The 26,712-nt window shown below is 50.1% G+C and carries 22 protein-coding genes and 2 pseudogenes; 13 read left to right on the top strand and 11 right to left on the bottom strand.

Going from position 1 to position 26,712, the window contains the following annotated elements; genetic code table 11:
• Positions 1-79 precede the first annotated feature (79 nt).
• On the bottom strand, positions 80-1,405 hold the full coding sequence (locus ACIPOO_RS03790; RefSeq protein WP_400604525.1) for an APC family permease: 1,326 nt from the start codon (positions 1,403-1,405) through the stop codon (positions 80-82).
• A 145-nt stretch (positions 1,406-1,550) separates the two neighbouring features.
• The gene (locus ACIPOO_RS03795; protein WP_400604527.1) at positions 1,551-2,372 is read right to left on the bottom strand and encodes a carbon-nitrogen hydrolase family protein; all 822 of its coding nucleotides are present in this window, start codon (positions 2,370-2,372) and stop codon (positions 1,551-1,553) included.
• Between the two features lie 132 nt (positions 2,373-2,504).
• Between ACIPOO_RS03795 and ACIPOO_RS03800 the strand changes: the two genes are divergently transcribed.
• From ACIPOO_RS03800 to ACIPOO_RS03815, 4 genes and pseudogenes are all read left to right on the top strand, one after another.
• A complete protein-coding gene (locus ACIPOO_RS03800; RefSeq protein WP_400604529.1) occupies positions 2,505-3,317 on the top strand; it encodes a response regulator transcription factor in 813 nt (270 codons plus the stop codon).
• Positions 3,318-3,537: 220 nt separating this feature from the next.
• A pseudogene (locus ACIPOO_RS03805) lies at positions 3,538-4,278 on the top strand (glutamate synthase-related protein); the annotation flags it as partial.
• A 282-nt stretch (positions 4,279-4,560) separates the two neighbouring features.
• Positions 4,561-5,649 carry a CBS domain-containing protein gene (locus ACIPOO_RS03810; protein WP_400604531.1) on the top strand — a complete coding sequence of 363 codons (1,089 nt, stop codon included), beginning with the start codon at positions 4,561-4,563 and terminating at the stop codon, positions 5,647-5,649.
• Between the two features lie 57 nt (positions 5,650-5,706).
• Positions 5,707-6,126 carry a hypothetical protein gene (locus tag ACIPOO_RS03815; protein WP_400604533.1) on the top strand — a complete coding sequence of 140 codons (420 nt, stop codon included), beginning with the start codon at positions 5,707-5,709 and terminating at the stop codon, positions 6,124-6,126.
• Positions 6,127-6,433: 307 nt separating this feature from the next.
• Here the strand turns inward: ACIPOO_RS03815 and ACIPOO_RS03820 are convergent, their stop codons facing one another.
• Complete coding sequence (locus tag ACIPOO_RS03820; protein WP_400604535.1) at positions 6,434-7,426, bottom strand: extracellular solute-binding protein; 993 nt, start codon at positions 7,424-7,426, stop codon at positions 6,434-6,436.
• Between the two features lie 234 nt (positions 7,427-7,660).
• On the opposite strand from ACIPOO_RS03820, the gene ACIPOO_RS03825 reads away from it, so the two are divergent.
• From ACIPOO_RS03825 to ACIPOO_RS03835, 3 genes are all read left to right on the top strand, one after another.
• Entirely contained in the window at positions 7,661-7,876 is a 216-nt protein-coding gene (locus ACIPOO_RS03825) for a hypothetical protein (RefSeq protein WP_400604537.1), read from the top strand.
• 16 nt (positions 7,877-7,892) lie between these two features.
• A complete protein-coding gene (locus ACIPOO_RS03830; protein ID WP_400604539.1) occupies positions 7,893-9,167 on the top strand; it encodes a YcaO-like family protein in 1,275 nt (424 codons plus the stop codon).
• Positions 9,168-9,290: 123 nt separating this feature from the next.
• A complete protein-coding gene (locus tag ACIPOO_RS03835) occupies positions 9,291-9,455 on the top strand; it encodes a hypothetical protein (protein ID WP_400605179.1) in 165 nt (54 codons plus the stop codon).
• A gap of 62 nt (positions 9,456-9,517) precedes the next feature.
• Here ACIPOO_RS03835 and ACIPOO_RS03840 read toward each other — a convergent pair whose 3' ends face one another.
• The 4 genes from ACIPOO_RS03840 to ACIPOO_RS03855 all read right to left on the bottom strand — a co-directional run bounded on the left by ACIPOO_RS03840 (position 9,518) and on the right by ACIPOO_RS03855 (position 11,770).
• Positions 9,518-9,697: a type II toxin-antitoxin system PrlF family antitoxin gene (locus tag ACIPOO_RS03840; protein ID WP_400604541.1), complete on the bottom strand. Its 180-nt coding sequence runs from the start codon at positions 9,695-9,697 to the stop codon at positions 9,518-9,520.
• A gap of 442 nt (positions 9,698-10,139) precedes the next feature.
• Positions 10,140-10,643, bottom strand: coding sequence for a hypothetical protein (locus ACIPOO_RS03845; RefSeq protein ID WP_400604543.1), 504 nt, complete (start codon positions 10,641-10,643; stop codon positions 10,140-10,142).
• The gene (locus ACIPOO_RS03850) at positions 10,636-11,331 is read right to left on the bottom strand and encodes a hypothetical protein (protein WP_400604545.1); all 696 of its coding nucleotides are present in this window, start codon (positions 11,329-11,331) and stop codon (positions 10,636-10,638) included. The genes ACIPOO_RS03845 and ACIPOO_RS03850 overlap by 8 nt, the downstream gene beginning before the upstream one ends.
• A 52-nt stretch (positions 11,332-11,383) precedes the next feature.
• Positions 11,384-11,770 (bottom strand): hypothetical protein, encoded by a 387-nt coding sequence (locus ACIPOO_RS03855; protein ID WP_400604547.1) that lies wholly within the window; start codon positions 11,768-11,770, stop codon positions 11,384-11,386.
• Positions 11,771-12,121: 351 nt separating this feature from the next.
• Here ACIPOO_RS03855 and ACIPOO_RS03860 point away from each other — a divergent pair, with 351 nt between their 5' ends.
• The 5 genes from ACIPOO_RS03860 to ACIPOO_RS03880 all read left to right on the top strand — a co-directional run bounded on the left by ACIPOO_RS03860 (position 12,122) and on the right by ACIPOO_RS03880 (position 18,293).
• Positions 12,122-12,400, top strand: a complete 279-nt coding sequence (locus tag ACIPOO_RS03860; protein ID WP_400604549.1) for a helix-turn-helix domain-containing protein — start codon at positions 12,122-12,124, stop codon at positions 12,398-12,400.
• Between the two features lie 1,314 nt (positions 12,401-13,714).
• Entirely contained in the window at positions 13,715-14,914 is a 1,200-nt protein-coding gene (locus ACIPOO_RS03865; RefSeq protein WP_400604551.1) for a DNA adenine methylase, read from the top strand.
• Complete coding sequence (locus tag ACIPOO_RS03870; RefSeq protein ID WP_400604553.1) at positions 14,914-15,639, top strand: hypothetical protein; 726 nt, start codon at positions 14,914-14,916, stop codon at positions 15,637-15,639. The genes ACIPOO_RS03865 and ACIPOO_RS03870 overlap by 1 nt, the downstream gene beginning before the upstream one ends.
• Positions 15,617-16,615, top strand: coding sequence for a beta-ribofuranosylaminobenzene 5'-phosphate synthase family protein (locus tag ACIPOO_RS03875; protein WP_400604555.1), 999 nt, complete (start codon positions 15,617-15,619; stop codon positions 16,613-16,615). The genes ACIPOO_RS03870 and ACIPOO_RS03875 overlap by 23 nt, the downstream gene beginning before the upstream one ends.
• Positions 16,608-18,293, top strand: a complete 1,686-nt coding sequence (locus ACIPOO_RS03880) for a non-canonical purine NTP pyrophosphatase (protein WP_400604557.1) — start codon at positions 16,608-16,610, stop codon at positions 18,291-18,293. The genes ACIPOO_RS03875 and ACIPOO_RS03880 overlap by 8 nt, the downstream gene beginning before the upstream one ends.
• Positions 18,294-19,068: 775 nt before the next feature.
• Here the strand turns inward: ACIPOO_RS03880 and ACIPOO_RS03885 are convergent.
• Genes ACIPOO_RS03885 through ACIPOO_RS03900 form a run of 4 tightly spaced genes read right to left on the bottom strand, consistent with a single transcriptional unit; the run spans position 19,069 to position 25,325 of the window.
• Positions 19,069-20,241: a tyrosine-type recombinase/integrase gene (locus ACIPOO_RS03885; RefSeq protein WP_400604559.1), complete on the bottom strand. Its 1,173-nt coding sequence runs from the start codon at positions 20,239-20,241 to the stop codon at positions 19,069-19,071.
• Between the two features lie 50 nt (positions 20,242-20,291).
• Entirely contained in the window at positions 20,292-21,236 is a 945-nt protein-coding gene (locus ACIPOO_RS03890; RefSeq protein WP_400604561.1) for an AAA family ATPase, read from the bottom strand.
• Positions 21,233-23,332 (bottom strand): tyrosine-type recombinase/integrase, encoded by a 2,100-nt coding sequence (locus ACIPOO_RS03895; protein WP_400604563.1) that lies wholly within the window; start codon positions 23,330-23,332, stop codon positions 21,233-21,235. Before ACIPOO_RS03895 ends, ACIPOO_RS03890 begins: the two co-directional genes overlap by 4 nt.
• Complete coding sequence (locus ACIPOO_RS03900; RefSeq protein WP_400604565.1) at positions 23,265-25,325, bottom strand: hypothetical protein; 2,061 nt, start codon at positions 25,323-25,325, stop codon at positions 23,265-23,267. Before ACIPOO_RS03900 ends, ACIPOO_RS03895 begins: the two co-directional genes overlap by 68 nt.
• A 465-nt stretch (positions 25,326-25,790) precedes the next feature.
• Here ACIPOO_RS03900 and ACIPOO_RS03905 point away from each other — a divergent pair.
• Positions 25,791-26,672, top strand: a pseudogene (locus ACIPOO_RS03905) (glutamate synthase-related protein); the annotation flags it as partial.
• Positions 26,673-26,712: the final 40 nt, after the last annotated feature.

Below are 26,712 nucleotides of genomic sequence, written 5' to 3' on the forward strand. Positions count from 1 at the left end.
GGTGTATCAGCCACCCAATGAGTGGCAGGCACACCGCAATCGCGGGCAAGCGCGCTCCTACACGGTCGCGGTTTGGACTTTAGGTAGCTTCCTGAAAATCCATCTCCGGCGGCTGGCGGCGGAAACCGCCGGTGAGCCAGGCCAGATAGATGCAACCGATCACCAGCCAGCTCACGCCCAGCATGATCGCCAGCTTGTCGAGGCTGACCATCAGCCACAGGTCCGCCAGCAGGCCGATCAGCGGGCAGATCAGGAACAACACCAGCTCACGCAGGCCGCGCTTCTCGCCACCGATCCAGTAGTGAAAGATCACCGACAGGTTGACCAGGCTGAACGCCAGGAACGCACCGAAGTTGATGAACGAGGTCGAGGTGGTCACGTCCAGTTTCAGCGCCAGCAACGCCACCACGGCGCACAGCAGGATGCTGTTGACCGGCGTGCCGAAGCGCTCGCTCAGGCCTGCGAAGAACGACTTGGGCAACACCCCGTCGCGGCCCATCGCGTACAGCAGCCGCGAACCGCTGGCCTGGGCCGACAGGCCCGACGCGAACTGGCCGACGATCAGGCCGATCAGGAAGATGGTGACGAACAGATCGCCGCCGATGTTGCGGGCGATTTCATAGGCTGCCGAGTCGACGTTATCGAACTGGGCCGACGGATGCGCCAGCTGCACGAAGTAGGACACGCCGACGAAGATCAGCCCGCCGATCAGGGTAATCAGCATGATCGCCTTGGGGATGGTCTTGCGCGGATCGCGGGTTTCTTCGGTCAGGGTGCTGACCGCGTCGAAGCCCAGGAACGAATAGCAGGCAATCGCCGCACCGCTCATGATCAGCGGCATCTGCATGTCACCGTTGATGAACGGCGCCAGGGTCCACAATGGCTTGCTGGCGTCGCCGCCGATGTAATGAATGCACAGCACCACGAACGCGGCCAGCACCAGGAACTGCACGATCATCAACAGGGCGTTGACGGTGTTGGCCAGCTTCAGGCCGACGATGTTGATGAGGCTGGTGATGACGATGAACGCAAGCACCCAGACAGGTTGCGGCACCGAGGGGAATGCCGAGCCCAGGTACGCAGCTCCGATCAGCCAGATGGCCATCGGCAGGAACAGGTAATCGAGCAACACCGCCCAGCCGGCGATGAAACCCAGCTTGGGGCTGATGGCCTTGCGCACGTAGCTGTAGGCGGAACCGGCGACCGGGAACGCCGACGCCATGCGGCCGTAGCTCATGGCAGTGAAGAACATCGCCACCAGCGCCGCCAGGTACGACGCCGGAACCATGCCGCCGGTGGATTGCGCGAGGATGCCAAAGGTGCCGAGCACGATGATGGGGGTCATGTAGGCGATGCCAAACAGCACCACCGACCCCAGCGAAAGGGTACGTTGCAAACGAGCCATGAGCGACTACTCCGAATTTATAGGTTTTATGGCAGAGAAAAGTGCGGCAGAACTTGAGGCGTTCTTTTTATGAACAGCTAACGAGGGAGATGGCGGCCGATGCTCTGTGCAAAGTGCCAGAGCGACCGGCCCTCCCTTCTTTTTTTCAGCGTTTTGGAATCAACAATTCGCGTACGCCATTGGCGTGCTCGACCACCTCGCCCGGCAGACGCAGACGCTGGTCGTCCAGGTAGCGGTAGTCGCGACGCGCCGCCTGCAACTGGCTCAGGTCCAGTTCGGCACTGAACTGGCAGTCCTCGCGGCCGGCTTCGTGCAGCAACGTGCCGAACGGGTCCACCAGCGCACTGCCGCCGGCGAACACCAGGCCGCCATCGCCTTCGCCCACGCGGTTGACCATCAGCGCGAACGCCTGGTTTTCCTGGGCGCGGGCCATGATCGCGGTGCGGTGGGTGGGGCCGTAAGGGTCCATGTTGCCGTTGGTGACGATAATCAGCTCGGCGCCCAGTTGCGCCAGGGCACGGGCCGACTCGGGGAATTCGATGTCGTAGCAGATCAGCATACCCACGCGCAGGCCGTTCCACAGGCAGGTCGCGTAGCGATCACCAGGGGTGAACACGCCACGGTCGGACGCCCACAGGTGGGTCTTGCGGTAGCGCAGCGCAATGCCCTCGGGGGTAATCAGCAACGTGGTGTTGTAGAAGCGCCCTTCGTCGTTTTCGGCCATGCCGATCACCACCGAGACGTTGCGCGCCCGGGCGGCCTGCTGCACCGCCTGAACGGTGGGGCCGTCCAGCGGCTCGGAAATCTCGCCGACGGTTTCGCTGGACGGAAAGCCCATCAAGTGGGTTTCCGGGAACACGATCAACGCCGTGTCGCTGGCGCAGGCGGCAATCGCGTTCAGCGCGTTTTTCAGGTTATGGGCAGTGCCATTGTCCTGGCCCGTCAATTGGGCGAATTCGACCTTCATGGGTTCTCCTTATCGAGTCGCATACCGGTCAGGTACAAAAAGCTGGCCTGACCCTTGCTCTGCGGGCAGTATGCGCAATGCCAAGTATTACGGGGTATTACGCAGCTGTAGTAACCCAATAGGGGTAGATCCATGACACTCGCACTTGCGGACATCGCCTGGCACCGCTCGGTCGCACAGTTGATCGAAGCGCTGGACCGGCCGAACTTCTGGGCCCAACTGGTGCGCCTGCTCAATCAGTACGTCGAATTCGATAGCTGGGTGGCGCTGCAATTCAGCTCCGGCCAGCGACCACTGGTGTTCGCCGAAAGCCCGGCCGAAGACGGCAGCCCTGACCAGTTGTTCCAGGACTACCTCAAAGGCCTGTACCTGCTCGACCCCTTCTACATCGCCAGCCGGGAGCGCTCGCAGGGCGGCCTGTTCCGACTGGCGGAAGTGGCGCCGGAGCATTTTGAACTGACTGAGTATTACCAACGATACTTTCGTCTGAATGTGGTGGCCGACGAAATCCAGTTCAATTGCCAGCTCGATCACGACCGCACGCTGTGCCTCTCACTGGGCTCGACCCGTCGTTTCACTGCCGAACAGATTGCCCTGCTCTCCATGATTCAACCCTGGGTCATCGCATTGCTGCGCCAGCGTCTACCCTTCGAGCTGGCTGAACCTGCCTCGGACGAGGAGCCGGTGATTGCCCCGCTGCCCGCCGCTGACTGGCGCACGCAACTGGAGGCCTCGGTGCAGCAGAGCCGCGGCGCGCAACTGACCGCCCGGGAACTGGACGTCGGCCGGCTGATGCTCAGCGGCTGTTCCAGCAAGGAGATCGCGCGCAAGCTGGATATCTCCGCCGAGACCGTGCGCGTACACAAGAAACATATCTACAGCAAACTGGGGATCAAATCGCAGTCCGAACTGTTTTCGATTTTTCTTCAGGCGCAGAGCGCTTGAGGTGAAACAAAGTCTTGCCCAGAGGGTGTAAAAACGTCACGAGCGAAGGTGAGGCGAGGCAAAAACAGGCGAAAAAGCGGAGTTTAGCTGCTCTAAATGAGCATTTTTCGCCTGTTTTTAACGCGGCATCATCGAGCGCAGTAGTTTTTACACATTCTGACGAAAAAAAGCGCGGCACAGCGCTAATCCTTCAACCGTGTCAAGACCTAAAGGATCGCCTATGAGCCTGTCCCTTTTAAGCCGCTACGCCTTTTTTGTCGGCTGTGTGTTGTTCACACTTCTGAGCCTGCCATTCCTGCACCACGAATGGCTGTGGCCCTTCACCCTCGCCACTGCAATCCTGAGCCTGATCGGTATTTTCGACCTGATTCAGGTGCCGCATTCGGTGCGCCGCAACTACCCGATCCTGGGCAACATCCGCTATGCCGTGGAGAAGATCCGCCCGGAAATCCGCCAGTACCTGCTCGAATCCGACAGCGACGCCCTGCCCTTCTCCCGCGCCCAGCGCTCGCTGGTGTACGCCCGGGCCAAGAACGAGTCGGCGGACAAACCCTTCGGCACCCTGATCGATGTGTACCAGACGGGCTTCGAGTTCATCAGCCATTCCATGCGCCCGGCGCCGCTGGCCGACCCCAATCAGTTCCGTGTCACAGTGGGCGGCCCGCAGTGCACTCAGCCGTACTCGGCGTCGATCTTCAACATCTCGGCCATGAGCTTCGGCTCCCTGAGTGCCAACGCCATTCGTGCCCTGAACAAGGGCGCCAAGCTCGGCAACTTCGCCCACGACACCGGTGAAGGCAGCATCAGCCCCTACCACCGTGAAAACGGCGGCGACCTGACCTGGGAGCTGGGCAGCGGCTATTTTGGCTGCCGTACCGAGGATGGCCGCTTCGACCCCGAGCGCTTTGCCAAACAGGCGCAGGATCCGCAGGTGCGGATGATCGAGATCAAGATATCTCAAAAGTTATACGTTCAAGGTGTAGACCTACAAACCTTCCAAGCCTAGGCGTGTAACATTCTGTTTTTAATAAAATTATTTGATCCTTCGTAAATATCCCAAGATCTACACTCTGCCTGCCGTTGCTCAGTGTGTTGACTTGCACGATCAGATCCTTCCCTATGAGCTGCCGCGAATGCAGGCGCACGATCGTCCGGTCGAAAGACTCGAAAATAGAGTCCTTGCGTATCCCTAGATAGACTGTGGTCTACTGCTGATCTAACTCCCATCAAAAGGAATTGATAATTGACAGATTCGACGATGGCAAGGCTGGAGAAAATTCTCGAAGATTTGGGCCCTGGCATGGAGTCAAGCCCCGTATCGGTCAGAGAGCTAATTAGTTGGTTCGGGGCTGAACGAAGAGGCTATAGGGTTTCGTACAAAATTCGCAAAGTTCTCGAATCGCTCGGTGTGGTCACACGTCCCGACTTTGACAGTGTTCCATTGGATGCAAAAGTTGCGATTTATGCTCCGCTGATAGATTTAGGTGATGAAGATTCGTCGGCAATCCCAGTAACCTCTGGTCCTGATATTGAAAGAGTTGGTGCGGATGTCGCAGAACCGGAGTTGACGCCTCAGTATGTGTCAGGCGCCGTAGCTGAGCCAGCTTTTAGAGTAAGCCGACTTGAAGCCGCGAATGTAAAATTGATCACTGTCACGCCAGATAGCTCGCTAACCGAGGCTATAACGCTGATGCTGAGGCATGACTTCTCTCAGTTACCGGTCATGACGAATGAACGGGATGTAAAAGGGGTTATTAGTTGGGAGAGCATCGCGCCGAGGCTAGCGCTAACCGCTGCTCCCTCAAACCGAGTTCGTGATTTCATGAAGCCTCATCGAGAAATAAACTCTGGCGATTCGTTGTTTTCTGCGCTGCCACGAATAGTTGAATACTCTTACGTACTCGTCCGCTCACAAGATCAGCGAATCACTGGGATAATCACCACGACCGACTTAAGCACTCAGTTTAAACAGCTTTCAGAGCCTTTCCTACTCTTGGCCGAGATCGAAAATCATATTAGAACACTCATTGATGGACGCTTCACAAAAGGTGAACTCGCAAGCATCGTCAACCCCTCCGATAACGGTCGAGAAATCGAGTCAGTAGCCGACCTTACTTTTGGCGAGTATGTTCGTCTTTTCGAGGATCAAAGCCTATGGTCGAAAACAAACCTAAAAGTAGATCGAAAAACCTTTATCAAAGAATTAGACAAGGTGAGAATTATTAGAAACGATGTCATGCATTTTGATCCAGACGGAATCACGGAGGAAGACCATGAACTCTTGCATCATTTCGTGCGTTTCATTCACACCGTTCAAGGCTTAACCAGCTGATGCTGTGGGTGGTAATTGCGGCACCATGATTTGCTATTCAAAAGGTATCAGGCTGAAATGGGCGAAAAAAACGTCACAGAAGAAATCGTGAACCAGTTTACAAGGGGATTGGGAGGAAAACGCTTTAGAGACATTTTTGAGATACTTAGCGATGCCGGATTACGCCCACTAGGAAAATTTAATACCGGGACACTTTTGTTTCAGTTTATTGATTCTGCAACAGCAACTCATGATGTTCTTGCATTTCGACGCAGCCCTGATGTCCTTTCTTTTCCAATATCCTACTGGAGCGAGAGGGTTCAGCAACGCCTACGCCTATGTGCCCCCTTTTCAATCCAGGAAAAACTTAGCCCTTTGAAAGGCGTAGGATCTACTTCTAACTTTTCCGCCGGAGAAGTGGTTATTACAAAGGAAAGTCAGGAACGCATTAAGTCTTTGTGTAGAAACGTCTGTATAGAAATAGCATTGGTGGAATAGGTCCACACCTTTATCTACCCAACCCCAAGCTCAGGTAGCGCGCTTAGTAATGAGTGTCACCTAGTGCCCTAGTGTACGTATCCGTGCTCCCTGGGATGGCGGCTGTCGGTCGGATGTCGCAGGAGATACCGAGTCCAGCCTGAATGATTGATCATTCACCCATCGTGAATTAAAAACCCGGCGCAAGCGCCGGGCGAAATGAACAACCATCCAATCCATTGGGCCTGCCGAAGAGTTAGCAGGCGATCCTCACTGGAGCTGGTACTCCAATGTTTAGCGAGTCCCGCGCTCTCGGGCCCCGCTAATCCTACTTCGCCAACCAGGCGTTAAAGCGCTCGTTCAGCTCGTCAGCATGATCACCCCACCATTCCGAGTTGACCTGCAATGCACTTGCAAAATTCTGAGGGTCGGTGGGCATGTGCGTTTTCATGTCCGCATGTACGAGTGATTGGGCAGAGGTCCGAGTCGGGCCGTAGGCGATGTACTGCGATTGGTCAGCCATTACGGGGGAGGACGTAGCAAATCGAACAAAATCCATTGCCTTGGCTTTGTTCGGAGCCCCGACAGGAACAGCCCACACATCAATGTCGTACATCTGGCCATCCCAGATGATTTTGAACGGCTGTTTCTCCTTGGCTTGTGCTGCCCAGATGCGACCATTCCATGCCGATGTCATGCTTACCTGACCGTCCGCCAGTAATTGCGGTGGCTGTGCACCTGCTTCCCACCAGATAACCTGGCTCTTGATGGTGTCGAGCTTAGCTAACGCCCGTGCTACGCCCTCTTCCGTTTCAAGCGTCGCATAGACCTTCTCACGTGGGACCCCGTCAGCCATCAGGGCCCATTCGAGGTTTGCCTGTGGAGCTTTGCGCAAACCGCGTTTGCCTGGGTATTTCTTCAGGTCAAAAAAATCAGCCAGCGTTGTTGGGGCTTGGCCTTTGAATGCGTTCGTGTTGTAGGGGCCAGGCCATATCTGGTCTCTCGTTACGCACTTAGTGACACTGAAAGTGCACCTCTCGCCACTCAGCTCCTTGCAGAGGTTGCAGACTAGTCCGCAATCGGCCGTAGGCAAATCGTGCCGTAACTGCCTGATAAACGGGATATGTTGAGGCTTTGAACTGTCTTCAGACTTCTTGGGGAATCTACGATCAGCGCGTTGGTGGCCAGTCGTAAGTGGCTCGGCGCGCAGCGCGTTTTTTTCAAAATCGAACGATGCAGCGGGCGGTGGGGGCGGTTTTGCCTCGTTGTCTTTGCTAAGCGCAACCCAACCAGCCCGATCATCTGGTTTCGAGCCATCCACAGACTCGACAGAGCGAGAACAGCGATCATGGGGCTCGGATCAGGGATTCAGGCGTATTTCAGCATATTCGAGGATTTGTTCGGCGAGTCCATAAAGCGGCATGGTCCTGGCGCGCATCTCCGTTGAAGCCCGAGGAGCATGGCTTCTAATAAAACCCACTGGACAAACCGGCCTTCACAGCTACCATCAAATTGCGAGCCAACTATATATTGTTCATAGAATAGGAGATGCCAGATGGCCAAGAAAATTGGACCTACGAAACATGTTTACGACCACAAGCGTCGCGTCAACTTAGTTAAAGGGTTCGACGCACTTTCCGATCAAAACCTTACTGGCAACGAAGAAGCGCTTCTAAAAATAATAGAAGAACTTCAGTCTCGACTTATAAAACTCGAAGAAAAGCAAAAAGAATCCGATTCTGCAAAGAAAAAAACAAAGTCAAAAGAATAACTAGGCGCGACTAAATATGCTTTCAGGCCTCCCAGCAGAAAGGGCTTTCCCATATTCGGAAGCCCTCTTAAGATTTGATTTTGTTCGCGATCTTTTTGGATTGAAATCACATGTATACTGGGCAGGCGACGGACTGAAGACAGCAAAATGCATTTTGTCTAACCAATACGATGAGCAGATGGATTTTGGTTACGGCAAAGGACCCAGAAATTCGGCGCTTACAGGGGCTGCTTTCGAATCATTGGAACACTATCTAAGTCAGTCGCAGCACATCAGCGACTCAAGTGTGCATTATTTTTCGGCCGGAGATTATCTAGCGTCAACACACCTGCGAATCAATAGAGCACTAGAGACTCTCACCACGGATCACAAAAGCAAGTTACCATTCCGGTTATACAACTGTTTAAGTAAAGATATCCAAGCTCTTTACCCTGTAGCGTTGAGCGCTCCAAAATATTTAGATGATATTGCAGATGGGTATAGGCCGCTAGCATATGATGAGTTCGATTACTCGTCAATGAATAGATATGCAACCAATAGTGGTGTGGCAATAGGCTGCACAGCGGAAGAAGCGATAATTCACGGGTTATTGGAATCAGTAGAAAGGCATGTATTTTCAAATTTTCTAGTTTCTGTTTTTTTGTCGCCCCACATAAACAAAGTAAATGAGGTTGATCGCTCCTCCCTGCCGAGTGCACTTGTGCAATTGCTTGGCCGGGCGGAAAAGGCCATATCTGGAAAAATTATTTTGCTCAGCTTGGCGAATGAGTTCGAAATACCTGTTTTTATGGCATCTATGGCTGACTCAAGTTTTTCTATTGATCCTGCGGGATTCGGCGCTTCACTTTCTCGCGAATACGCGATACGTCGCAGCATCACTGAACTCGTCCAGTGCTTTCACGTTACGACTTGCTTTCATCCAGAGTCCGTAGTAGAGCGTGATGAACTGGTTCTGAGCCACTTGGAGCCATTTAATCTCCATAAAAAGTGTGCATCACTCAAAGTCATGTCCCACATTAGAAAATATGGAAGCAAGAAGGTAGATTTCGTTTCACTTCCTAACTACCCAATGCCTAGATCCCTTGATTCTTATTTGGAATTGGGAGTCAGCAAGGTAGCGAACGCCGGCTTCGATCCGTACACAACACTTTTAGCCTCGCCATATGAAAAGGTTTTCGTATCACATACTTTTCTGGATGGACAAGACAACTTCTACTGTGTCACAGAGGGCGCTCTTGTGCTCCCAAATGATGACGTTATTGACCGAATTGCAATTGAGTTTGATTCATGATTCAAAAATGAGCCTAGAGCAATCCGTGCTCGTTGTTCGTTCACTACGATAGCCAGTTTGGGGCGACCGGTGTTTAATCCACAGTTGAAGGGGGCGCTAGTAGGTTAGAGGCAGCTTTTCTACATCAGACCCGAGGATGAAGACCTGATGCTCTTCGCAGGGCTAGCTGTGACCCAGTTGGACCTAGAGACAGACTCAGTGATAATCACAACCAACCCGGACCAGAGGATAGTGGACATCCACGGCAGACGCACGGTGGTCTCCTCTCACGAGCATGCTCAGGAATGAATTGATCGAGAAACCTCGCAGCTGAACGCCGAGTATTGGACGGCGCCACCCCCCTTACAATCTCACTCGTGCTCACGACTCAGCGGGGCTTCTAGATCGATCTCCACTTCGCGCACCAAATTCTGGACTCGGAGTGCGATGGTGGGGTCAAGCGGTTTGATTTGGTCTGGATGAGCTTCGATGTCGTCGTCTAAAGCTTTGAGCGAACCTAGGACATCGTCGTGCGAAAGCTTCATGGACATTTAATCACTCCTTCGGAATGCGTAATGTAAGCCCCATCGCGCTTAGCGGCCAAAGGCTCCTTACGTCCTGCTTGTGAGTATCCGTTATAGGTTACTAAGTGGCACTTAAAAGCGTTTCAGCTAAATTCTTCAAGCTCTAAGCCACCAAGAAGGCACATTTCTCGCCCGTTTTTGGTTATGGCAAAGGTGTAACCCTCCCTGACCAACGCGAGCAGACGACGGAGTCGTCGACGAGCTTGACTACAAGCGAAAGTCGTACGCATGGTCCGTGCACCTACTATTCATGTATCGCTATCCTACGCTGAGGCATCTGCGACCATCAGCTGTCGGCAAAAGGAGGCAAACCGCGCGCAGCCCCCTTAGATATGAACGAGCCGTGAATTGATCAACGTCCAGACGTCAGTATCACTCCATAGGGGCTTATGCAGTGTTACCAAAGGTACTATGTCTCATCTGGGTCTGCCTGGACGTTGTACTCCCGCAGCAAGTCATTAATGGCTCCAACAATTCTCGGCTCCCTGATCAACTCCAGAGCCGTGTAGGACACAGCAACAGCAATCTTCATCTCCTCTGGCGGAAGGCACAGTGGATCGAAGGGCCAAATTTGAATTCGGCTAATGGTCCCATCCCTGAACGCGAAGGTCTCGACTTCGGTGATCGAGGACGAGACTTCCCTCCAACGCTCAAGGCTCATCCCATACGTCCGTTGGGGTCGGTCGGCGAGCATGGTGTGCTTTTCTAAAAAACTGTCGCCCACTTCAGTGCATCCTGCCGGATCAAGGTCCTTCACATAAACATCTGCTAGACGCGGCGATGAAACACGCGAGCGGAGGACCCGCCATGGGGTGCGACCGTCATCCAATGTGTACTCCTCACTGAAATGCTGAAGCAGTCGCCGCAGAAGATCCGGATGATTCGCCATAATGAGGCTTGAGTAATCAGTCACGATCTTGCCCGCGCCTCCCTAGCCAATCGCGCTCCAGCTCCTGGAGCAAGGCAGTCAGCTTCTGGTACTCGGCTATCGTCCTAAGTTCGCTTGGCGCCTTGTTACCCAATTTAGGATGCCCTTGTTGCCACCAGCGCTCCGTCAACTCCCCGTGTACGGTATAGAGGTCTAAGACACGGACGATCACATCAGTACGAATGTCACCGATCTTCGGTTCTCCGCTGTGCGCCTCAGCCTCGGCTTCAATGGTAGGGGGCGAGATAGTGGAATCGAACAAAACAGTTCGCGTGTAGCTACCCCAACGCCCATCCACATCGCCGCTCAAAATATTACCCGCAGATGTCTCCACCAGATAACGCGGCAGCCCTCGCCCAGGCTTGAGCCGCGTTATCCTATTCACCTGCCCCAAACCGTATGCCCCTTTTTCCGCAGAATCAGAATCGGTTGGAGACAAAACCTGGATGGTGTCGATTGATACGCCCTTCTCCTTCCCGCTCAACACTCGATCTAGCAGCGCAAGACTGGGCGTCATCATCATCCGATGGGTTGGAAAATCTGTGGGGCGCTCACCTAGATAGCAGGCTTTGGCGCAGAACAGCTTGGCTTCCAAAGAATGAGAGACGTGGTCGTAGAAGGTATCGCTGTAGGCACCACCGCCCAGTGGTGCTTTCGAGTGGGTCTGAAACACGATATTGATCCTCATCGGTTATGGATTGATGCAGTTGCGTTAACGAACGTGTCTAGCCAGGATTATCGAGACGACACTGGTCGCACAGCACACGAACCCAGCCTTTTGGCCCTCGGGCCATCATTCCTTTATTCCCACACAGCTCGCAGGTTACGTATGACATAGCGACTGCGGTGTCGATCACGCCATTGCAATAGTCATCAGCACCGGAAAACATGCACCTCAGAATTCCCATCTTGTGTTTGATTTCGGTAGCAACGACCTGTGGCCTGGCTGTGGTATCAACGTGAAACTGTAGTTGTCTGCACATGGCTGCTATCAGAGGGCCCCAACCATCGCCGCAGTGGATTCCCCACAGATAGTCATCAGGGTCTGATTCCTTGATATTGAAAATCGCGGGAAACTTCGACAACAGAGTGCGCTCAAGTTCTTCGTTCACTTGCAACTCCTATAATGACAATAACACTGACGCTAGTATTGTTCGCTGCTGGCCTCCCCTCCTTAGCTTGGGTTTCAGGAATACGCTTGAAAAGGTTAGCAATCTCCCAATGGTTGTATCCGAGGCGCCCTATCTACCTACAAAGTGTCCACACTCCTCAGCCTCCTAGTCCAGACCATACAGGCCACCCAGATATGACAAGCTTCAGAGCACTGTAAAATCGGCGGAGGTAACGACCGAGGTGCTCAAGGTGCCTAATAATAATATGAAAACATTGCAGCTAGGACTTATGTCCCAGTTAATCTAAACGAAGTTTTGGTCAAATACCAGCTTTTCTGGCTGGGTAATTGAGTGGAATTTTCAGAAGCTTTTGGCATCACGTTGCGTCGGCTTAGGCTCGCCAAAGGTCTGACCCAAGAGGCCTTCTACACCGTCGTGTCGGAAAGCTACGTAAGCAAGCTTGAGAGAGGCAAGCGCACCCCGACTTGGTTACTCGTGACTGAAATTGCGCTTATCCTCGACGTCGATCCCCTCGCCTTGCTCACCCTCGCAGTCGCAGAGCAGCGTCAAGTCGATGCCTTAGCACTAGTCGATACCGTGGCTTCAGGCGTGAAAGAACTCCAGGGATAGATGAATGCTCACATCCCTCAGAGCGGTGCCTTGGATACCCTTTGCTGCTTGTTCAGCATGCCAATCAACGCGCAGTCCACCCCTTCGCCTCTCGGCTCTGGCACCAGCCCTGGGGCTCGCGCCGCTCTTAGGATTGAAACCGTGCCGGTCCATAGTCACCGCGCAGACTGCGATGCGGGTGCTGCTTACCAGACCTAGAAGGCTACTGCTCAGCAGCGTCATGGGCAGGAAAGCCTACTAAAACCGATAATATCTATAAAATGATGACGTTGAGGGCGAGTTAGAAGCTATGTAATCGCATCAGACAGAATCCTGCCTACGGACTTTCTGAGGACTTGCGCTTTTCAGCGGCACGGACCGGTACGAGCGCGAGTTGCTCAAACGCTCGAAGCAAGCTTATGAGCTTCGGACAAAAGGCCGAAGCGGCTGCACAGCGTCAAGCCAAAGTCGATTTGAAAGCGGCCCATGATAAGGCAATGCAAAAGCTTGGTTTGAGGAGACGATACTTGCAATCGCAACAATCTGAAACCCACTTGGAGCCATTCGCATAGCATCGACCAGCTGATTCATGGCGAGCATTCGACGAAGGAGGCCAGTCTGCTGGAGCACATCAAAAAATCAGCGTGTCGAGCCCAGCGCCTGATCGCAGACCTCCAGGATCTTGCCCTAGCGAAAGTGGCCCAAGAACTCGTCATCACCCTCGCCTGGATCATTCTTGCCAGCTGATTAGAGCTGAGCCCCCCGCCGGAGAGACAGAGCTGAAGCCGTTAGCTGTCAGATGCTTGGGTTGCTTATCGTGATAGAAACTGCCAAGTACGACGGTGGTGACGTGAGAAGGCGTTCGGATGTAATTGGCAGCACGACCTTTGCCGCCCCCTTCCCAGCCGCCTAACGTTAGCAGGGCATGGCCAGTCATAAGCCAGACTGACATGCCAAAAACTACGCTGAAAAATGCGGCAGCATACTCGGTCATGAGCTTGACGGTCGCTAATCAAAATTGCCATTGGGCCAACACGCCGAGAACAACGAAGTGGTATTCTCGCTGACCGAAGGCGATGGAAGCACAAAATACGATGAGGGGCCGTGCTGAGGTCAGCTTCACAGAGGTGGAGCAATGCAGCGGAGCGTACGGGGGAGGCTCGCACAGTCGCGGAAGCTACTATCCTGTCTCCACAGCTAGCAATTCGCCGAAATTCGCCATAATGGTCGCCAGTTTGTTAAATTTTCGAAGCGACATGCCAAGATATCGTAGCAGCTCAGTTCAAAACATTGTGGCACCCGTGCAAAGACATAACGGTATTATCGGAGCGTCAGATGTTTACTCCCCCTCCACGTGAGAGTTCGAAAAATTTAGAACAGCAGGCTCGATGCTCACAAGCTCGCTCGTCCACTTTGACGCAACCCAGTTCTGAAGACCGCACTAACACGCTAGTTAACTCTTTTCACCAGATGGCTACTCAAGCCTCAACACCTGAATCAAACTCTGTCTACCTTCCACAAACACGCTACTACGGTAGCAAGCGCAGGCTCGTTCAATGGATGCTTGGGGAGTTTAATAAATATAATTTCACCACCGCAGTAGATGTGTTTGGCGGGACATCCACCGTATCCCTAGCGCTTAAACACATTAACAAGAAAGTTACCTATAACGATCTTTTAGAATCAAATCGAACGATTGCCACAGCATTACTATCGAATGAACAATGTGCAACAACGCATTTTGATCTGGAACAATTTTACGACAGCATCCAACCCACATCCGGTTTCATATCCGAACACTATGCCGGAATATATTACACCAACACAGAAAACATGTGGCTTGATGGGGCAATAGCAGAGTTATCAAAAATTGAAAACCATCTGAAAAAATCTGAGATTTTATATTGCCTAATGCAAGCTTGTCTGCAAAAAAGACCTTTCAACCTGTTTCACAGAAAGAACCTCTACTTACGAGAAAACAACACTAAGGATACTAAATTCGGAAATTGGGCAACCTGGGAGAGGCCTTTTTCTGTACTGATGAGCCGGGCATTGAGCGAGATCCATAAGACTAGATGGTCGTCAGAATTTACGCCTACGGTTCTTCCGTGCACAGATGCAATCGATATACCGGCGGAGTATGATTTCGTCTACCTAGACCCGCCTTACGTGCCTGTAAAAAAGCAAGATATCTCATACATGGACAGATATCATTTTCTTGAGGGCATCTGCATGCCTGAAAGATGGGCCGGAATGGTTGACCTTTCAAAACGAAACCATCCAATTCCAAGCCCAGAAAGCATGCTCAAATGGACTGATAAAAAAACGTTCAAAGAAAATCTTTTCTCGCTCATTGAAAAGCACGAAAAATCTATCGTTTGCCTCTCATATGTTCACGATGCGTTCCCCGAGATTGAAACCATATCCAATTTTTTTAAAACGCAATTCAAAGATGTGACCTTGCTTGAGCATGATATGCCACATGCATTGAGCAAAAAACCCAAAAAGGAAGTAATTATTATAGGCGCACCATAATGGACATGTTGAAACATAACTTTGTAGTTCAAGCACCCCGAGTATATTTTGCATTTCTTGTGGGGCTTACGTTGATTCTGACGGGAATACTAATTTATGCCGACCCAAATGCGGACAGCAGATGGATTGGCGTACTAAGCGGTTTAGTGTCTGGCATTGGTATTGCAGCACTACAATTTTTTACTCAATACTTAGAGCAAAAGAAGCTTGAAGAGTACAAAAAACACGGTCTTGTTGAGTTTCTAATAAACAGGAAAGACCCTGAATACTATCGAAAATTGATAAAATCAACAAAAGTCAGTGACAAAATAATTGTTATTGGAGTGACCTGCAACCGTTTGCTAGATGACTTTGCTAACCCGGATGTCTACGGGGCGCAGGATCTGTCCGAAGCTCTGGCAAGGGGTGTTGAGGTCACGCTGCTGGTTCCGAAAACCAAGTACTTAAGTGAGGCAGATCGTGCAGACTTTACCAACAAAACGTTGCCACAGTCCGCTGAAATAAATCAAAGATACCCTACGCTTTTTAAGATCAACTACTACGACTTCGAACCAACACACAGTATCTTTTTAGCCGGATCAAACTGCGTAGTTGGACCAATATTCAAGAACAAAAAAAGCAAAGATACACCGGCGATAAACTTCAACAAAGACGGCCTTTACACTCGACTATACCTCGAATATATCAACGAAACCATAGCCAATGCGTCCGATGACTATGAATAACATAATAAAAATCACCACACCTGCCCGGATACATGTAAATTTATTCGATATGAGCAACACCGGATATAGGCAAAACGGGGGGGTCGGCTTTTGCATTAATGGCCTAGATACTGTGATTGAATTCTCTCCGAGTCAATCACTACAGATCATCGACAAGCGTCCCATTCCCTACACCGTTGAGGAGGAAAGTCGTCTTGTAAGCTTCATGCGGCAGATATACGCTACAGGGCATTATCAGCGAAGTATGAAAATCACTTTCATATCGGGACCTCCTCCCCACAGCGGATTCGGTACGGGTACGGCCACGAAATTAGCTTGCGTCGAAGCAGCAAGCATCTTTAATAAAATTCCATGTACACAAGCTGAGCTAATATCGACGTCCGGAAGAGGAGGCACCTCAGGTGTGGGAATTAACACTTACTTTAAAGGAGGGTTGAATGTCGATTTTGGGGTGAAGCATGCAGAACTGGAACTAGGCCCATCTTCCGCCAGAAATGCGCCACGACAGCAGCCAATAAATTTGATCAATGTTCCTCTTCCTGCGGCTTGGACTATCGGCGTCTTTGTCCCGCTGAGTGAAAACCGTATATCAGGAGACGACGAGGTAAAATTTTTTAAAAAAACCTGCCCTATAGCGCCCGACTCAGTCCATGGATCTATCTACCAAGCTTTATCAGGGCTAGCCTGCGCGGCTATCGAAGAAGACTTTAATACTTTCTGCTCAGCCATAAATGCGACGCAAAACTACCAGTGGAAGAACGCCGAATGGATGGCGCAGTCAGTTGAACTCCGTGAACTGAGGGCGAATCTGGCAGAGTCAGGCGCTTCCTGTGTTGGCCTTTCTAGCTTAGGGCCTGCAATCTACTTCATGGCTCCTACCGTCCAGAATATCGCTGATAGGATGACCCTTCCAGGAAACCATATATTCGCAAAATGCTCACCTAACAATCATGGGAGAGTGGTAGAAATTGATTAAGATCGTCTTCCTATCATCGAATTTAACAAAAATAGCACATTTTGAGTTTCTGCTACGTGAGCAGCCAATTCTACTGCTGCCACCGCCAAATTATGGTAAACCTTACGATGAGCCTCGTATCGAAGACAGAGACCTCCTCCTCAAAGAAAGCGTACAAAGCGCTAATTTAAGGTTAGCCAAAACACTTAGCAGCAATGATGAAGAGCGTCAACCTGCATTTTTTTCGGACACTGAGATTGAAGAATCAAATACGGCTGAAGACACATCCTTGCTTGCACGATTCGTTTCCAAAAATCAGCATAAAATTTTCTTTATCGAAGATACATCCATTGCAATCGAAGCACTAAGCACTGAGCGGGAGTTTCCCGGTGTTGATGTCAAATACTGGATGCGAGAAACATCATTTACTGAGCTTGACAGGCAGCTAAAAGAGCTTGGCAATAATAGGAATGTAACAGTACGATCCGATATCGTCCTGTATCTGCCACCCAACCTTAGAAGTTCACCTGAAGAGACCTACAAAGTTTTTGTGGGAAAATCGGAAGGCACTATAGTAGAAGCAGAAACACCTTTTGAGACTAATAAACTTTATCCGTGGCTAGACAATAAAACTTTTAATAAATGGTTCGTTCCCAACGGTGCAAAAAAGCCGATAAGTCAATTGCCATTAAATTCGAGCCTACAATACGACTTCAGAAACCTCGCACTCCAACAGCTTATTGATTTTCTGAAGGACAAAGATCTTCTTGAAACACAACAGTTGTATGACAAACCACTGCAAGGTGAGCTGTTTCCGAGACGGAATTACATAATCTGCGGAGCTACTTGTGCAGGAAAAACTGTTCTCGCTACCGCTTTGGCAAGACTGCATGCATACCGCCATATTGAAGCCAGTGATTTTATGCGCTGCGCGCTTTACACCAGGCATGGCTATGCAACGGAAATGAAGATTCAAGATTTTGCTAAAGACGCTCTAAAAAAAGATCCTGGAATAGTGGCTCGACAGATATCACAGTACGTTAAAAATTCAAACAAAACGGGGCTAGTAATTACAGGCTTTCGTTCCCCGAAAGAAATTAAGATACTAAAAGAGGAGCTATCTGGCATCGACCTGGAGGTACTATACATTGACAGCAGTCTAGACGTAAGGTACCAGCGGAATAAAATCAGAAATAGATACGATGCTCCAATCAGCTTTGCAGAATTTGAACGCAAAAATGAAATCCAAAACTCAATGGGCCTTGATGGAATTCGTGAGCACGCTGCAATAATTCCTAATGAAAAAACGTTATTTGAATATATAAAAAGAACCACCAACAATCTAACAGACAACGCCCAGCTCATACCATTCAATTGTGACATTTCGAAAATGGTAGAATTTTTACCTTTGGAACAGGCACTTTTAGTGTCCATGTTGATCGATCACAAAAAAAAATCTCCACCTCTGACCACCACTCAAATAGCGAAAAACGCCCGCCAAAACATCCCAAACCTTCGAAGAAAAGGCAAAAAGACTCTAGCGGTAGACAAGAACAATGTGAGTAGGTTTTTTAATCAGCGCTTTAGCCCTCACTTTGAAGCAAAGTTTGATAATGATAAGTTTTATTACAGCTTATCTCACACAGGCATCAGTGCTGCTCTTTCTCTCGTAAGAAGACTCGCCAATGAAACAACATAACTACAACTATCGCATGGTTCGAGTTCACTTAGCTGCCCCCCTGAAGCCTTCTCGCTATCTAGAAATTTGGCAAGGCTCTGGCACATTTTTGAGAGGCAGTTGCGGAGTATCTCGTAAACCTAGGGCGACCGGCCCTAGGAATGTTCTGTTTGAAGCTGTCAGGACGACACATGACATTGAATTGATGGGATGGTCAAAGGGTGCGAAACAACCTGCCATCATTGGGTACAGACTCCTCTCCTACTCAACCGCCGGACCTTCCATAATAGTCAGGAACGCCATCTGACGCTTGCATCCAGATGCTGACATATAAACCTACAAGAAGTCTTCAACCCTATTTGTTCGCCGCGTAGTGGCCTCACGACTTGTGGCTATCATATCGATTGCCATGATGGGCGGTCCTGACCTCACCTTCGGTGGTCTGATGCAATGAATGCTGACCGCAATGTCTCGTTGGTGAATTACCGGCCGCATAGCTTAAGAAAATTAAAGTCATAAATTCCTGCCGGTGGGGCAACGGTGCACGAGGCGGATCAAGCTGCTCAAATAACTTGGCAATCTAGGCAGCGCCGACGTTGGCACCGCTTGACTCCTAGTTGCGGCGTCAGTCTGAATCGGACAAAAGCTCCCCCCAGGTAATCCATAGAAGCTTTGATTCGCTCTTCCTTGTAAGCAGAGTGATAGAGGCACACTGACAGTAGCTCGCTGACGCACCACCTCCTACGGACTGGCTGGTAACACGGCGCAAATGGAAAGGCACGCTTAAATGCGCCTATTATTTGTGACCATGTGGTTCAAAAAAATTTGTGACCGCAGCCAGCACTTTACCTGGCAAATTTTTATCAACTAACTGCCGTACGTGAGGAGTCAATACTGGCAACCAAGCCTCCATCTTAACGCTGATGACAGTCCTAATGTATTTTTTAGTGGTTTCGATGTCACGGTGGCCCAGCTGTATTCGTAACTGCTCATGTATATCATGTATATACGCTAGATTTGGAGTTAAACCATTGGCTTTGAAGTAGTGATAGACGATATAGGAAGCATACGTATGGCGCAGGAAATGCGGAGTAATGCGCCGACCAATTAATTCGGAAACCGCGCGGAACGCCGCCCAAATCTCATGACGCGTCACCTCTTTCCCCTTGGAATTCAGCCACAACGGTACAGATGAATTTATACCGTTATCATGTTGATATGCGACAGCTCTTTTTGGTCTTACTAGAGTTACGTATTCGTTATGAAGCACACCCAATGCATCTGTGACAACGATACACCTACGCACTCCCTTACGGCCCTTGGGAATATAAGCCAGCTTCTGAAAACTACTCCCACTTGCGTGTAGCTCTGGGTAACGCAACCAACCCGGATTGAGGGCATCAGCCCCAAGAGGAATTTGAATCGCCCCGCCAATTCGCAACCCTGTGGTTACCATCATGTAAGCAATATACTTATAAACCGGGTCTAACTTTTCCAATTCATCTGAGAGCACCGAAAATTCCCTATGTGTTAATATTTTGTCTTTGTAATCAGAAATTTGATCAACACTTTCTAGGCCGGGATCAACCTCTATGCGCCCCCCCGAAACTCTTGCTGAATTAGATCGAGAAGAGGTATCTAGTTGTCGGACGAGAGTATGCTTCGCAGGGAAACGCATCAGGTGCGATATACCCTCATTATCACACCATTCATAGAAGCTTCTCCACGATCTGTAATAGATGTTAAATGATTCAGAACTCACTCCCCGGCTTTTGAGAGAACTGCGGAGTGCCTCCAAATGGATCTCGTAGGTAACAGAGTCATAACCAAGCGAGAGATCAGCACAGTAGTCCATCCAGATTTTCATGTGCGTATAAATATTTTGAATGGTCTGTGCTTCTCTACGCCCTCCTCTCTCCATCGGAGTATTAATTAAATAAATGAAATACTTGACCAATGGAAACGACAAGTTCCCACCGACGTGAGGAACTATGACGCCACTCTCTGAACGAACAAACTCTAGGTACATTGATCCCTTCCCGAGCGGACAATGATAATCTCATCGAAAATCTCATCATCAGCGAATAATTGAGGATACTCGATGGACGCGTACATCTTAGATATTTTATTATCCGGCACGCGTTTGCTTTCAATCCTCTGTCTATTTCTGTGAAGAGCAACTTCCAGCGGGACATAAAATACTACTGCAATACGGCGCAGATTATCGCAGCGACTAGCAGCATCTAAAACCTCATATCTGTCTGACTTAGTGAGGTTGCATGCATCAAAAACCAATGGCAAACGCTGCGCGGGATGTAGAGCACCTGCCCAAGTCGTCTTGCCACACCCAGGGACACCTATAGTTAGGTATAAGTCTTTAACAACCGGCCTCGCTAACATTAGCTTCAATTCACTGATAGCAGCAACCCATGCCTTGGTCCTGCTGAAGGAGTCATTGCCTTCAGCGAAGTAATCCGGTGACACAACAACTGGTTTTTGCGTAAACGATACAATTGGGCCATTCGACGTTGAAGATGGGCTATGACGAGCTTCCAGCAACTTAACGCGGCCTTCCAAAATCTCGCACTTTTCCTTTGCTTGGGACAGATGGTCTTTTAATCGATTGTTGACCAACGTTAGCTGCCCCGCAGTTTCTACGAGACCGTAGTTCTCGATCAGTGCGTTGCGCAGTTTATCTTCTACTGATAATGGATCCTCGTGACTATGCGGCGGCAGCGGGAGCCTAGACAAATTGAAACTTCTAACCTCATCGCCCAGTGACTTCCAGCGTAGGCGAAGATCAGCATCAGGCGTGTTGATATGGCCATAGAAATACTTTCTATCAACGTCGCACAGAACCGCCAGCCGAGCCACGGCCATCTTACTACCGTTTCGTAAGCACTCTGTGCGGAGCTGCTCCAGGGCGTCTTGCGCACGTTTGAGCTTGAGCCAATTTTCGCTCACCTGATTTGCTCCAGCAGCGGCGTGTAATCCGCTACGAACTCACGAGCAGTATTGATCAGATGCAGATTCTGGGAGTAGTCCTCAGCCACAGCTCCCTCAATCAGTTCTTGGTAAAACTGAAGCGATTGCTCAAGCGGCCCCGACTGGCAGTCTGTCAACAGACAATGGTCGCATTTGGCGCCTACGCACGCGCTAGGCAGGGGAAGCGCATTTAACGCTGAATCTTCGCCGTCCGACGAGGTACTGGCAATCAGCAAAGTACACGGCTTTTCATTATCGTCATCGGGGTTAAACATGCAGATCGCTAGCGGGGTTAGTAAAAAATGATTCGAACCATGAAATGCGCGTTCTCTTAGGTATTCTTCAATGGTGACTGCAAGCTGGTCGCCTGTCAGGCCGCGAAAAAGAGGATCTGCCGCTACGCCAGCCTTCAAACGCTCTCCAGAAGGCCCCGCCAATTTCCCCGACGTAGCGGCGTGGCTGATGCTTCGAACTAACTTGAGCGACTGCTCCAAGAGAATTTCTTCACGGGCGGATCTGATTAATGGGTTGTTCCGAAAATACATCTCAGTCATGCTGAGCTTCTTATGCGAAAACAGCGTCATAACAAGTAAGGGTCCTAAGACTGGGCTGTTCATTGCAAACCAACCTGCGATTGTTTTTCTGAATTGATGAGGGTGTGGTCGATAATCTATGCCACTGTCTTCGCAAAAGCTCTGCAAATAGTTGAGAACAGTTTGGTGACACACTGTATCCGTAACACGATCTTCCTTTTCGTTATTATAGAGCGGAGCAATCAGAATCTCGCCACGTCTATTTCCACGCCCTAAAGCTTCCAAAACTTTTATTGCTCGGTAGGTTATTTCTGGCACAGGAATCGTGATCCGCTGACCAGACGCATACTCAGCGCTCGTCTTCTGCACCGTCACAGTCAAGCGATAAAAATTATCAACACCGATCCGGTAATCTGGAACACAGCATCCAACCTTCAGTCTTCTTAGTTCACGAGCACGAATACCCGTGGTGAATAAAATCACTACAATCGCAGCACGTTTTATATAGGAAAAAGCCTGATCCGCACATTTACGATCTAATCGGTAGGTATACTTTCTGGGATTTGAGGGTGATGCATAGCGCATAAAGTTCAATGAAAATGGAAGATTACTCCCAAGTTCTTCAAGCGTAATGCCACGTGCCGCACACTCAGTCACAATGCGTCCCCGGGTAACAGTATGACCCTTCTTAATGCTAACTACGCCCTCATAGACCACCTCATAATACTTAACAAGGGAGACTGCGTATCGGTCAATATATTCTACCGCCGCCTTAGCAATAGGGAATGCGAATTCCAAAGGTATCGGCAACCACCCACGCGCGTCGTCATCATCTTCAGCCCTGTAAGCCCGCCCCTCTAAATTATTACTACTAAATAGATCGCCTACTTTCTTACCGCCGAACGGATCAGAAGACAACCTTAAACAACTCGGCAAATAATCGCTAGAATATGAGAGATGCCACCATTCTGATAAAAAACGCACCTTATCAAATTTAGTATTATCATGCCATGGAGATGCAGCAACTTCATCATAAAACAACTGTAATTCTTCTGCATGAAGCTCGCTAGGTAGTTTGAAATATCCTCCGGGATTACTGGACGATAGATAACCTCGATGTAAAAGCCATCTGATTAACTGCTTTCCGCCATACAGGATATTGTGGGCAGTTCTGTAAGATCTGTCCAATCTAGCGTTAAACCCCAATAGTACGAGTGCGACCATTTTGAGTAATAGCCTGATAGGCAGATATCGCTGCCCTTCATGACCTATGAGGGAGTCAAAAGATAACCTATCTACACCCTCCGCACGAAAATCCCAGTTATCTTGATCAAAAACGGACGATGCACATACGCTTCGCTTAGCGTAGGTATTTGCAGCGTTGCCCAATTCAGCCCATCGAATACTGACAACATCGGGCTGTTCACTCGAACTCTCTACAACTTCTGGAGACAATGACGTAGAACTCATCCAATTACCCTCGGACAATGATCTGCGGTAGAAAGACATTTCCAGCGCGCGCTTGCTGCCAAGCTTGCTCAACCTCTTCTTTTTTGGACCAGCCAGCTAGGACGTCGTACGCACGAGCAGTTTTGTTTCCAAAAGCACTCTCCCACGCGTCAGGAGATAGAGTTATTTTAAAACTTTCATATTGAATAATGCGCATTGCTATGCGGGGTAGATGAATGCTGAATACCCGACTTTGAGTGCACCCAAGGCACATATCATATTCACCACACTCGGATGTGACGTGGGTGGACGCCTTCTCATAATCAGGGTGCGCAGGATCTGCACATGCGGTGTAGATCCCAGGCCTGCCCGACACATTGGAGTGTTCAATCCGGGCGCCTCTAAATTTTCGAGCTGCCTCTATCATCTGCGACTGCAAAGTAAATATTCCGACGTCAATAATATCTTTGGATTTCCCGAGAGACATGTAACTCGCTAAGGTTGTATCGAATTGAGCGTGATGCAGTGCGCACTGAAGTTGATTTGCCAACTCTTGGAAATTCTGAGAGCTTTTGATCGCTTTCAAAAGCTCTTTAGCCGTAAACACTTTTCTGAAACGCCTGCTGTCCAACGACATGATTCTCTTAGCGGTAAAGCTGCCATCTTCATCATATTGAACATCTGAAATTTCATGCCGCTTTAAAAATGATTGAGATGCAACTGAGAATGCATCACGCCCTTCATAGCTGAACACTGAGCTTTTTTCTCTATACAACCATAAGCTCTCGTGCAACTCAGAGTCGGCTGCTACAGTCTCATTTAAAATAGATAATGGCTCAGTGTACCAAATCAAAAATTTTAGAATGGGGTAGATTCCGTCATCGGCTATCTGAATCCAAGTGTCTTCCGCACTGGCAACCAACTTGCCTTTACCGCGATATTTAATTCCTCTGACTCGGCACCTGGACGGATCGAATGGATCTTTCCAGTCGAGTGGAGATATAGTTTTCCCGTCTACTTTGTAGCTTCTCTTCCAACTATACACCGTTTCCTTGTTCGCCCCCGAAGTGATTATAAAAAATAGAAAAAACGGAAACAATGAATCTCGACTCGAAACTTCTTTCTCATCCAGGCGCCGCAATGCTGCTAATGGCTCGCCATCCCCAGAATGACCAACAAGTCCAACTTTTTCAAAAAACAAACTGAATGCTTCGGGATGACGACTATATACATAACTACTTTTGCGCGTCAGCTCATATCTCGCCGCCTCGTCAACACCAATCATGTCTTCAGCGGCACGTCTGACACTACATCCGCCCTGAACGAAATCGGATATTAGAATCTTCCAGTCATATTTATCAAATGGCCACCTTGGCGGGTTTGCTTTTAGAATATCTTCAGTAAGCTCTCGAAATCGTTCCGCGCCAACCATTACTCTCTCAATATCACTGATAGCTGCGGCAATTAACTGGTACATGACCGCATCACCGTAAGGCGGCAACTGGTCTGGTGCATCTGATTGATATACTGGAACTGAGAACTTTACCGGATACTCCTCAGTCCCCATTAACAGTTCTAGCAACTTGCAAAACCGCCTAAATAACGCGGCTTTGTAACGACTATTCCTTTCGTCTAAGCGCAAGTCGCTTCGCCACCGGCAGAGAAGCTGAAAACTCAGGTCCTCAAAATCATCCAACTTAACTTCTTCACGCCTGCAAAAGGCTAAAAATACCCCGACACTGTTTCTTGTATATGAACCTTCGGAGTGCGAAACCCGCTTACCCACACATAAGGTTTTAATTCCCCGACTCAGGGCTCTTACTGCCCACGGATAACATTCTCTAAACTCGGAGTAAAAAAATCTAGAAGTGTTGTTTGCTTTGGAGAGCACCTCCATTTTGGAAGTTGCTTCGGCATCCAACGTCAGCGATACCTGCTTTCCCTTGTCCTTTCCATTTTGAGGACGCCAAGCGAATGTATTAGAAAATGGATAGAGACCATCTTCATCCGTCACATCGAAACATTGCTGAGTCTGCGCGTGCAATAACTCTTGATCGACTTCGACTTTGATTCGCCTTCGCCCCACTTACGCCCCCTTCAAGGAATTAATCTTCAGGATTTTTATTCATTCTCGATCACCCGTCTAGTGGTGCTAACGCTAAGATACAAGAGTAGTTAGCTCTAGCCCCCATCTCGACCCTTACCTCTCAAGCATCGTGCAAGATGAGATCCGATCGCGCCATACAGCTGCAAATCAAAGCATGATTTCAAATCTGGCACCATAGTTTATTCAGCTGACACATGGACGTAGCTTTCGTCCCGCAATTACTAGGGTTTAGCCAAAACCCTACCGAAAGTCAGGCGTTACTTATTAATATATTATATAGGTACTATCCTTTGGTTAGCATTGGAAACAACCAGAAGATCTATGATGAGAATGACTACCGGAGTCGAGCAGGGATTAACTTCATAGCTAATACAACGTGACCACTTCACAGTCCCTATCAATCAGCCTATGTTTTTAGGTCAACATACTGAAGATTTAAACTTTTTGAGCCAGGGCGCCAAGCCGGGTCACGGCGGGATTCTGCCCAAGCACAAGGTCACCCGGGAAATCGCCGACACCCGTGGCATTCCCATGGGCGAGGACTGCATTTCGCCGTCGCGGCACAGCGCCTTCTCGACCCCTACCGAGATGATGCAGTTCATTGCCAAGCTGCGTGAGCTGTCAGGCGGCAAACCGGTGGGCTTCAAATTCTGCCTTGGCCACCCGTGGGAATTCATGGGCATCGCCAAAGCCATGTTGGAAACCGGCATCCTGCCGGACTTCATCGTCGTCGACGGTGCCGAAGGCGGCACTGGCGCAGCCCCCGTGGAGTTCACCGACCATATGGGCCTGCCGATGCGCGAAGGCCTGCTGTTCGTGCACAACACCCTCGTGGGCTTGAACCTGCGGGACAAGATCAAGGTCGGCGCCAGCGGCAAGATCGTCAGCGCGTTCGACATCGCAAGCGTGCTGTCCATCGGCGCCGACTGGGCCAACGCGGCACGGGGGTTCATGTTCGCCATCGGCTGCATCCAGTCCCAGAGCTGCCACACCAACAAATGCCCGACCGGCGTTGCCACCCAGGACCCGCTGCGCCAGCGCGCACTCGTGGTGCCGGACAAGGCGCAGCGGGTGTTCAACTTCCACCGCAGCACGCTGCACGCCCTGGCCGAGATGATCGCCGCCGCTGGCCTGGACTCGCCGTCGCAACTGGAAGCCAAGCATCTGGTGCGTCGCCAGTCGCCGACCGAGGTCAAGCTGTTCTCCCAGTCCCACGTGTTCCTGCAACCGGGGCAGTTGCTCAACGGCATCGTCGACGACAGCTTCTATTCGCGCATGTGGCGCATGGCGCGGGCGGACAGCTTCGAGCCGAACGATATCATTTAAGCCTGATACGCCGCGATCAATGGGGCGCCATTGATCGCGG

Origin of the sequence: Pseudomonas sp. NPDC090201 (assembly GCF_044746825.1) — a bacterium.
Classification (GTDB): Bacteria; Pseudomonadota; Gammaproteobacteria; order Pseudomonadales; family Pseudomonadaceae; genus Aquipseudomonas; species Aquipseudomonas putida_AD.

What these genes read in the sequence shown, in the direction of transcription:
- ACIPOO_RS03875 (WP_400604555.1), top strand. Translation starts at nt 15,617, where the DNA reads ATGCGTCCGATGACTATGAATAACATAATAAAAATCACCACACCTGCC.
- ACIPOO_RS03790 (WP_400604525.1), bottom strand. Translation starts at nt 1,405, where the DNA reads ATGGCTCGTTTGCAACGTACCCTTTCGCTGGGGTCGGTGGTGCTGTTT.
- ACIPOO_RS03870 (WP_400604553.1), top strand. Translation starts at nt 14,914, where the DNA reads ATGGACATGTTGAAACATAACTTTGTAGTTCAAGCACCCCGAGTATAT.
- ACIPOO_RS03840 (WP_400604541.1), bottom strand. Translation starts at nt 9,697, where the DNA reads ATGTCCATGAAGCTTTCGCACGACGATGTCCTAGGTTCGCTCAAAGCT.
- ACIPOO_RS03800 (WP_400604529.1), top strand. Translation starts at nt 2,505, where the DNA reads ATGACACTCGCACTTGCGGACATCGCCTGGCACCGCTCGGTCGCACAG.
- ACIPOO_RS03815 (WP_400604533.1), top strand. Translation starts at nt 5,707, where the DNA reads ATGGGCGAAAAAAACGTCACAGAAGAAATCGTGAACCAGTTTACAAGG.
- ACIPOO_RS03830 (WP_400604539.1), top strand. Translation starts at nt 7,893, where the DNA reads ATGCTTTCAGGCCTCCCAGCAGAAAGGGCTTTCCCATATTCGGAAGCC.
- ACIPOO_RS03825 (WP_400604537.1), top strand. Translation starts at nt 7,661, where the DNA reads ATGGCCAAGAAAATTGGACCTACGAAACATGTTTACGACCACAAGCGT.
- ACIPOO_RS03865 (WP_400604551.1), top strand. Translation starts at nt 13,715, where the DNA reads ATGTTTACTCCCCCTCCACGTGAGAGTTCGAAAAATTTAGAACAGCAG.
- ACIPOO_RS03795 (WP_400604527.1), bottom strand. Translation starts at nt 2,372, where the DNA reads ATGAAGGTCGAATTCGCCCAATTGACGGGCCAGGACAATGGCACTGCC.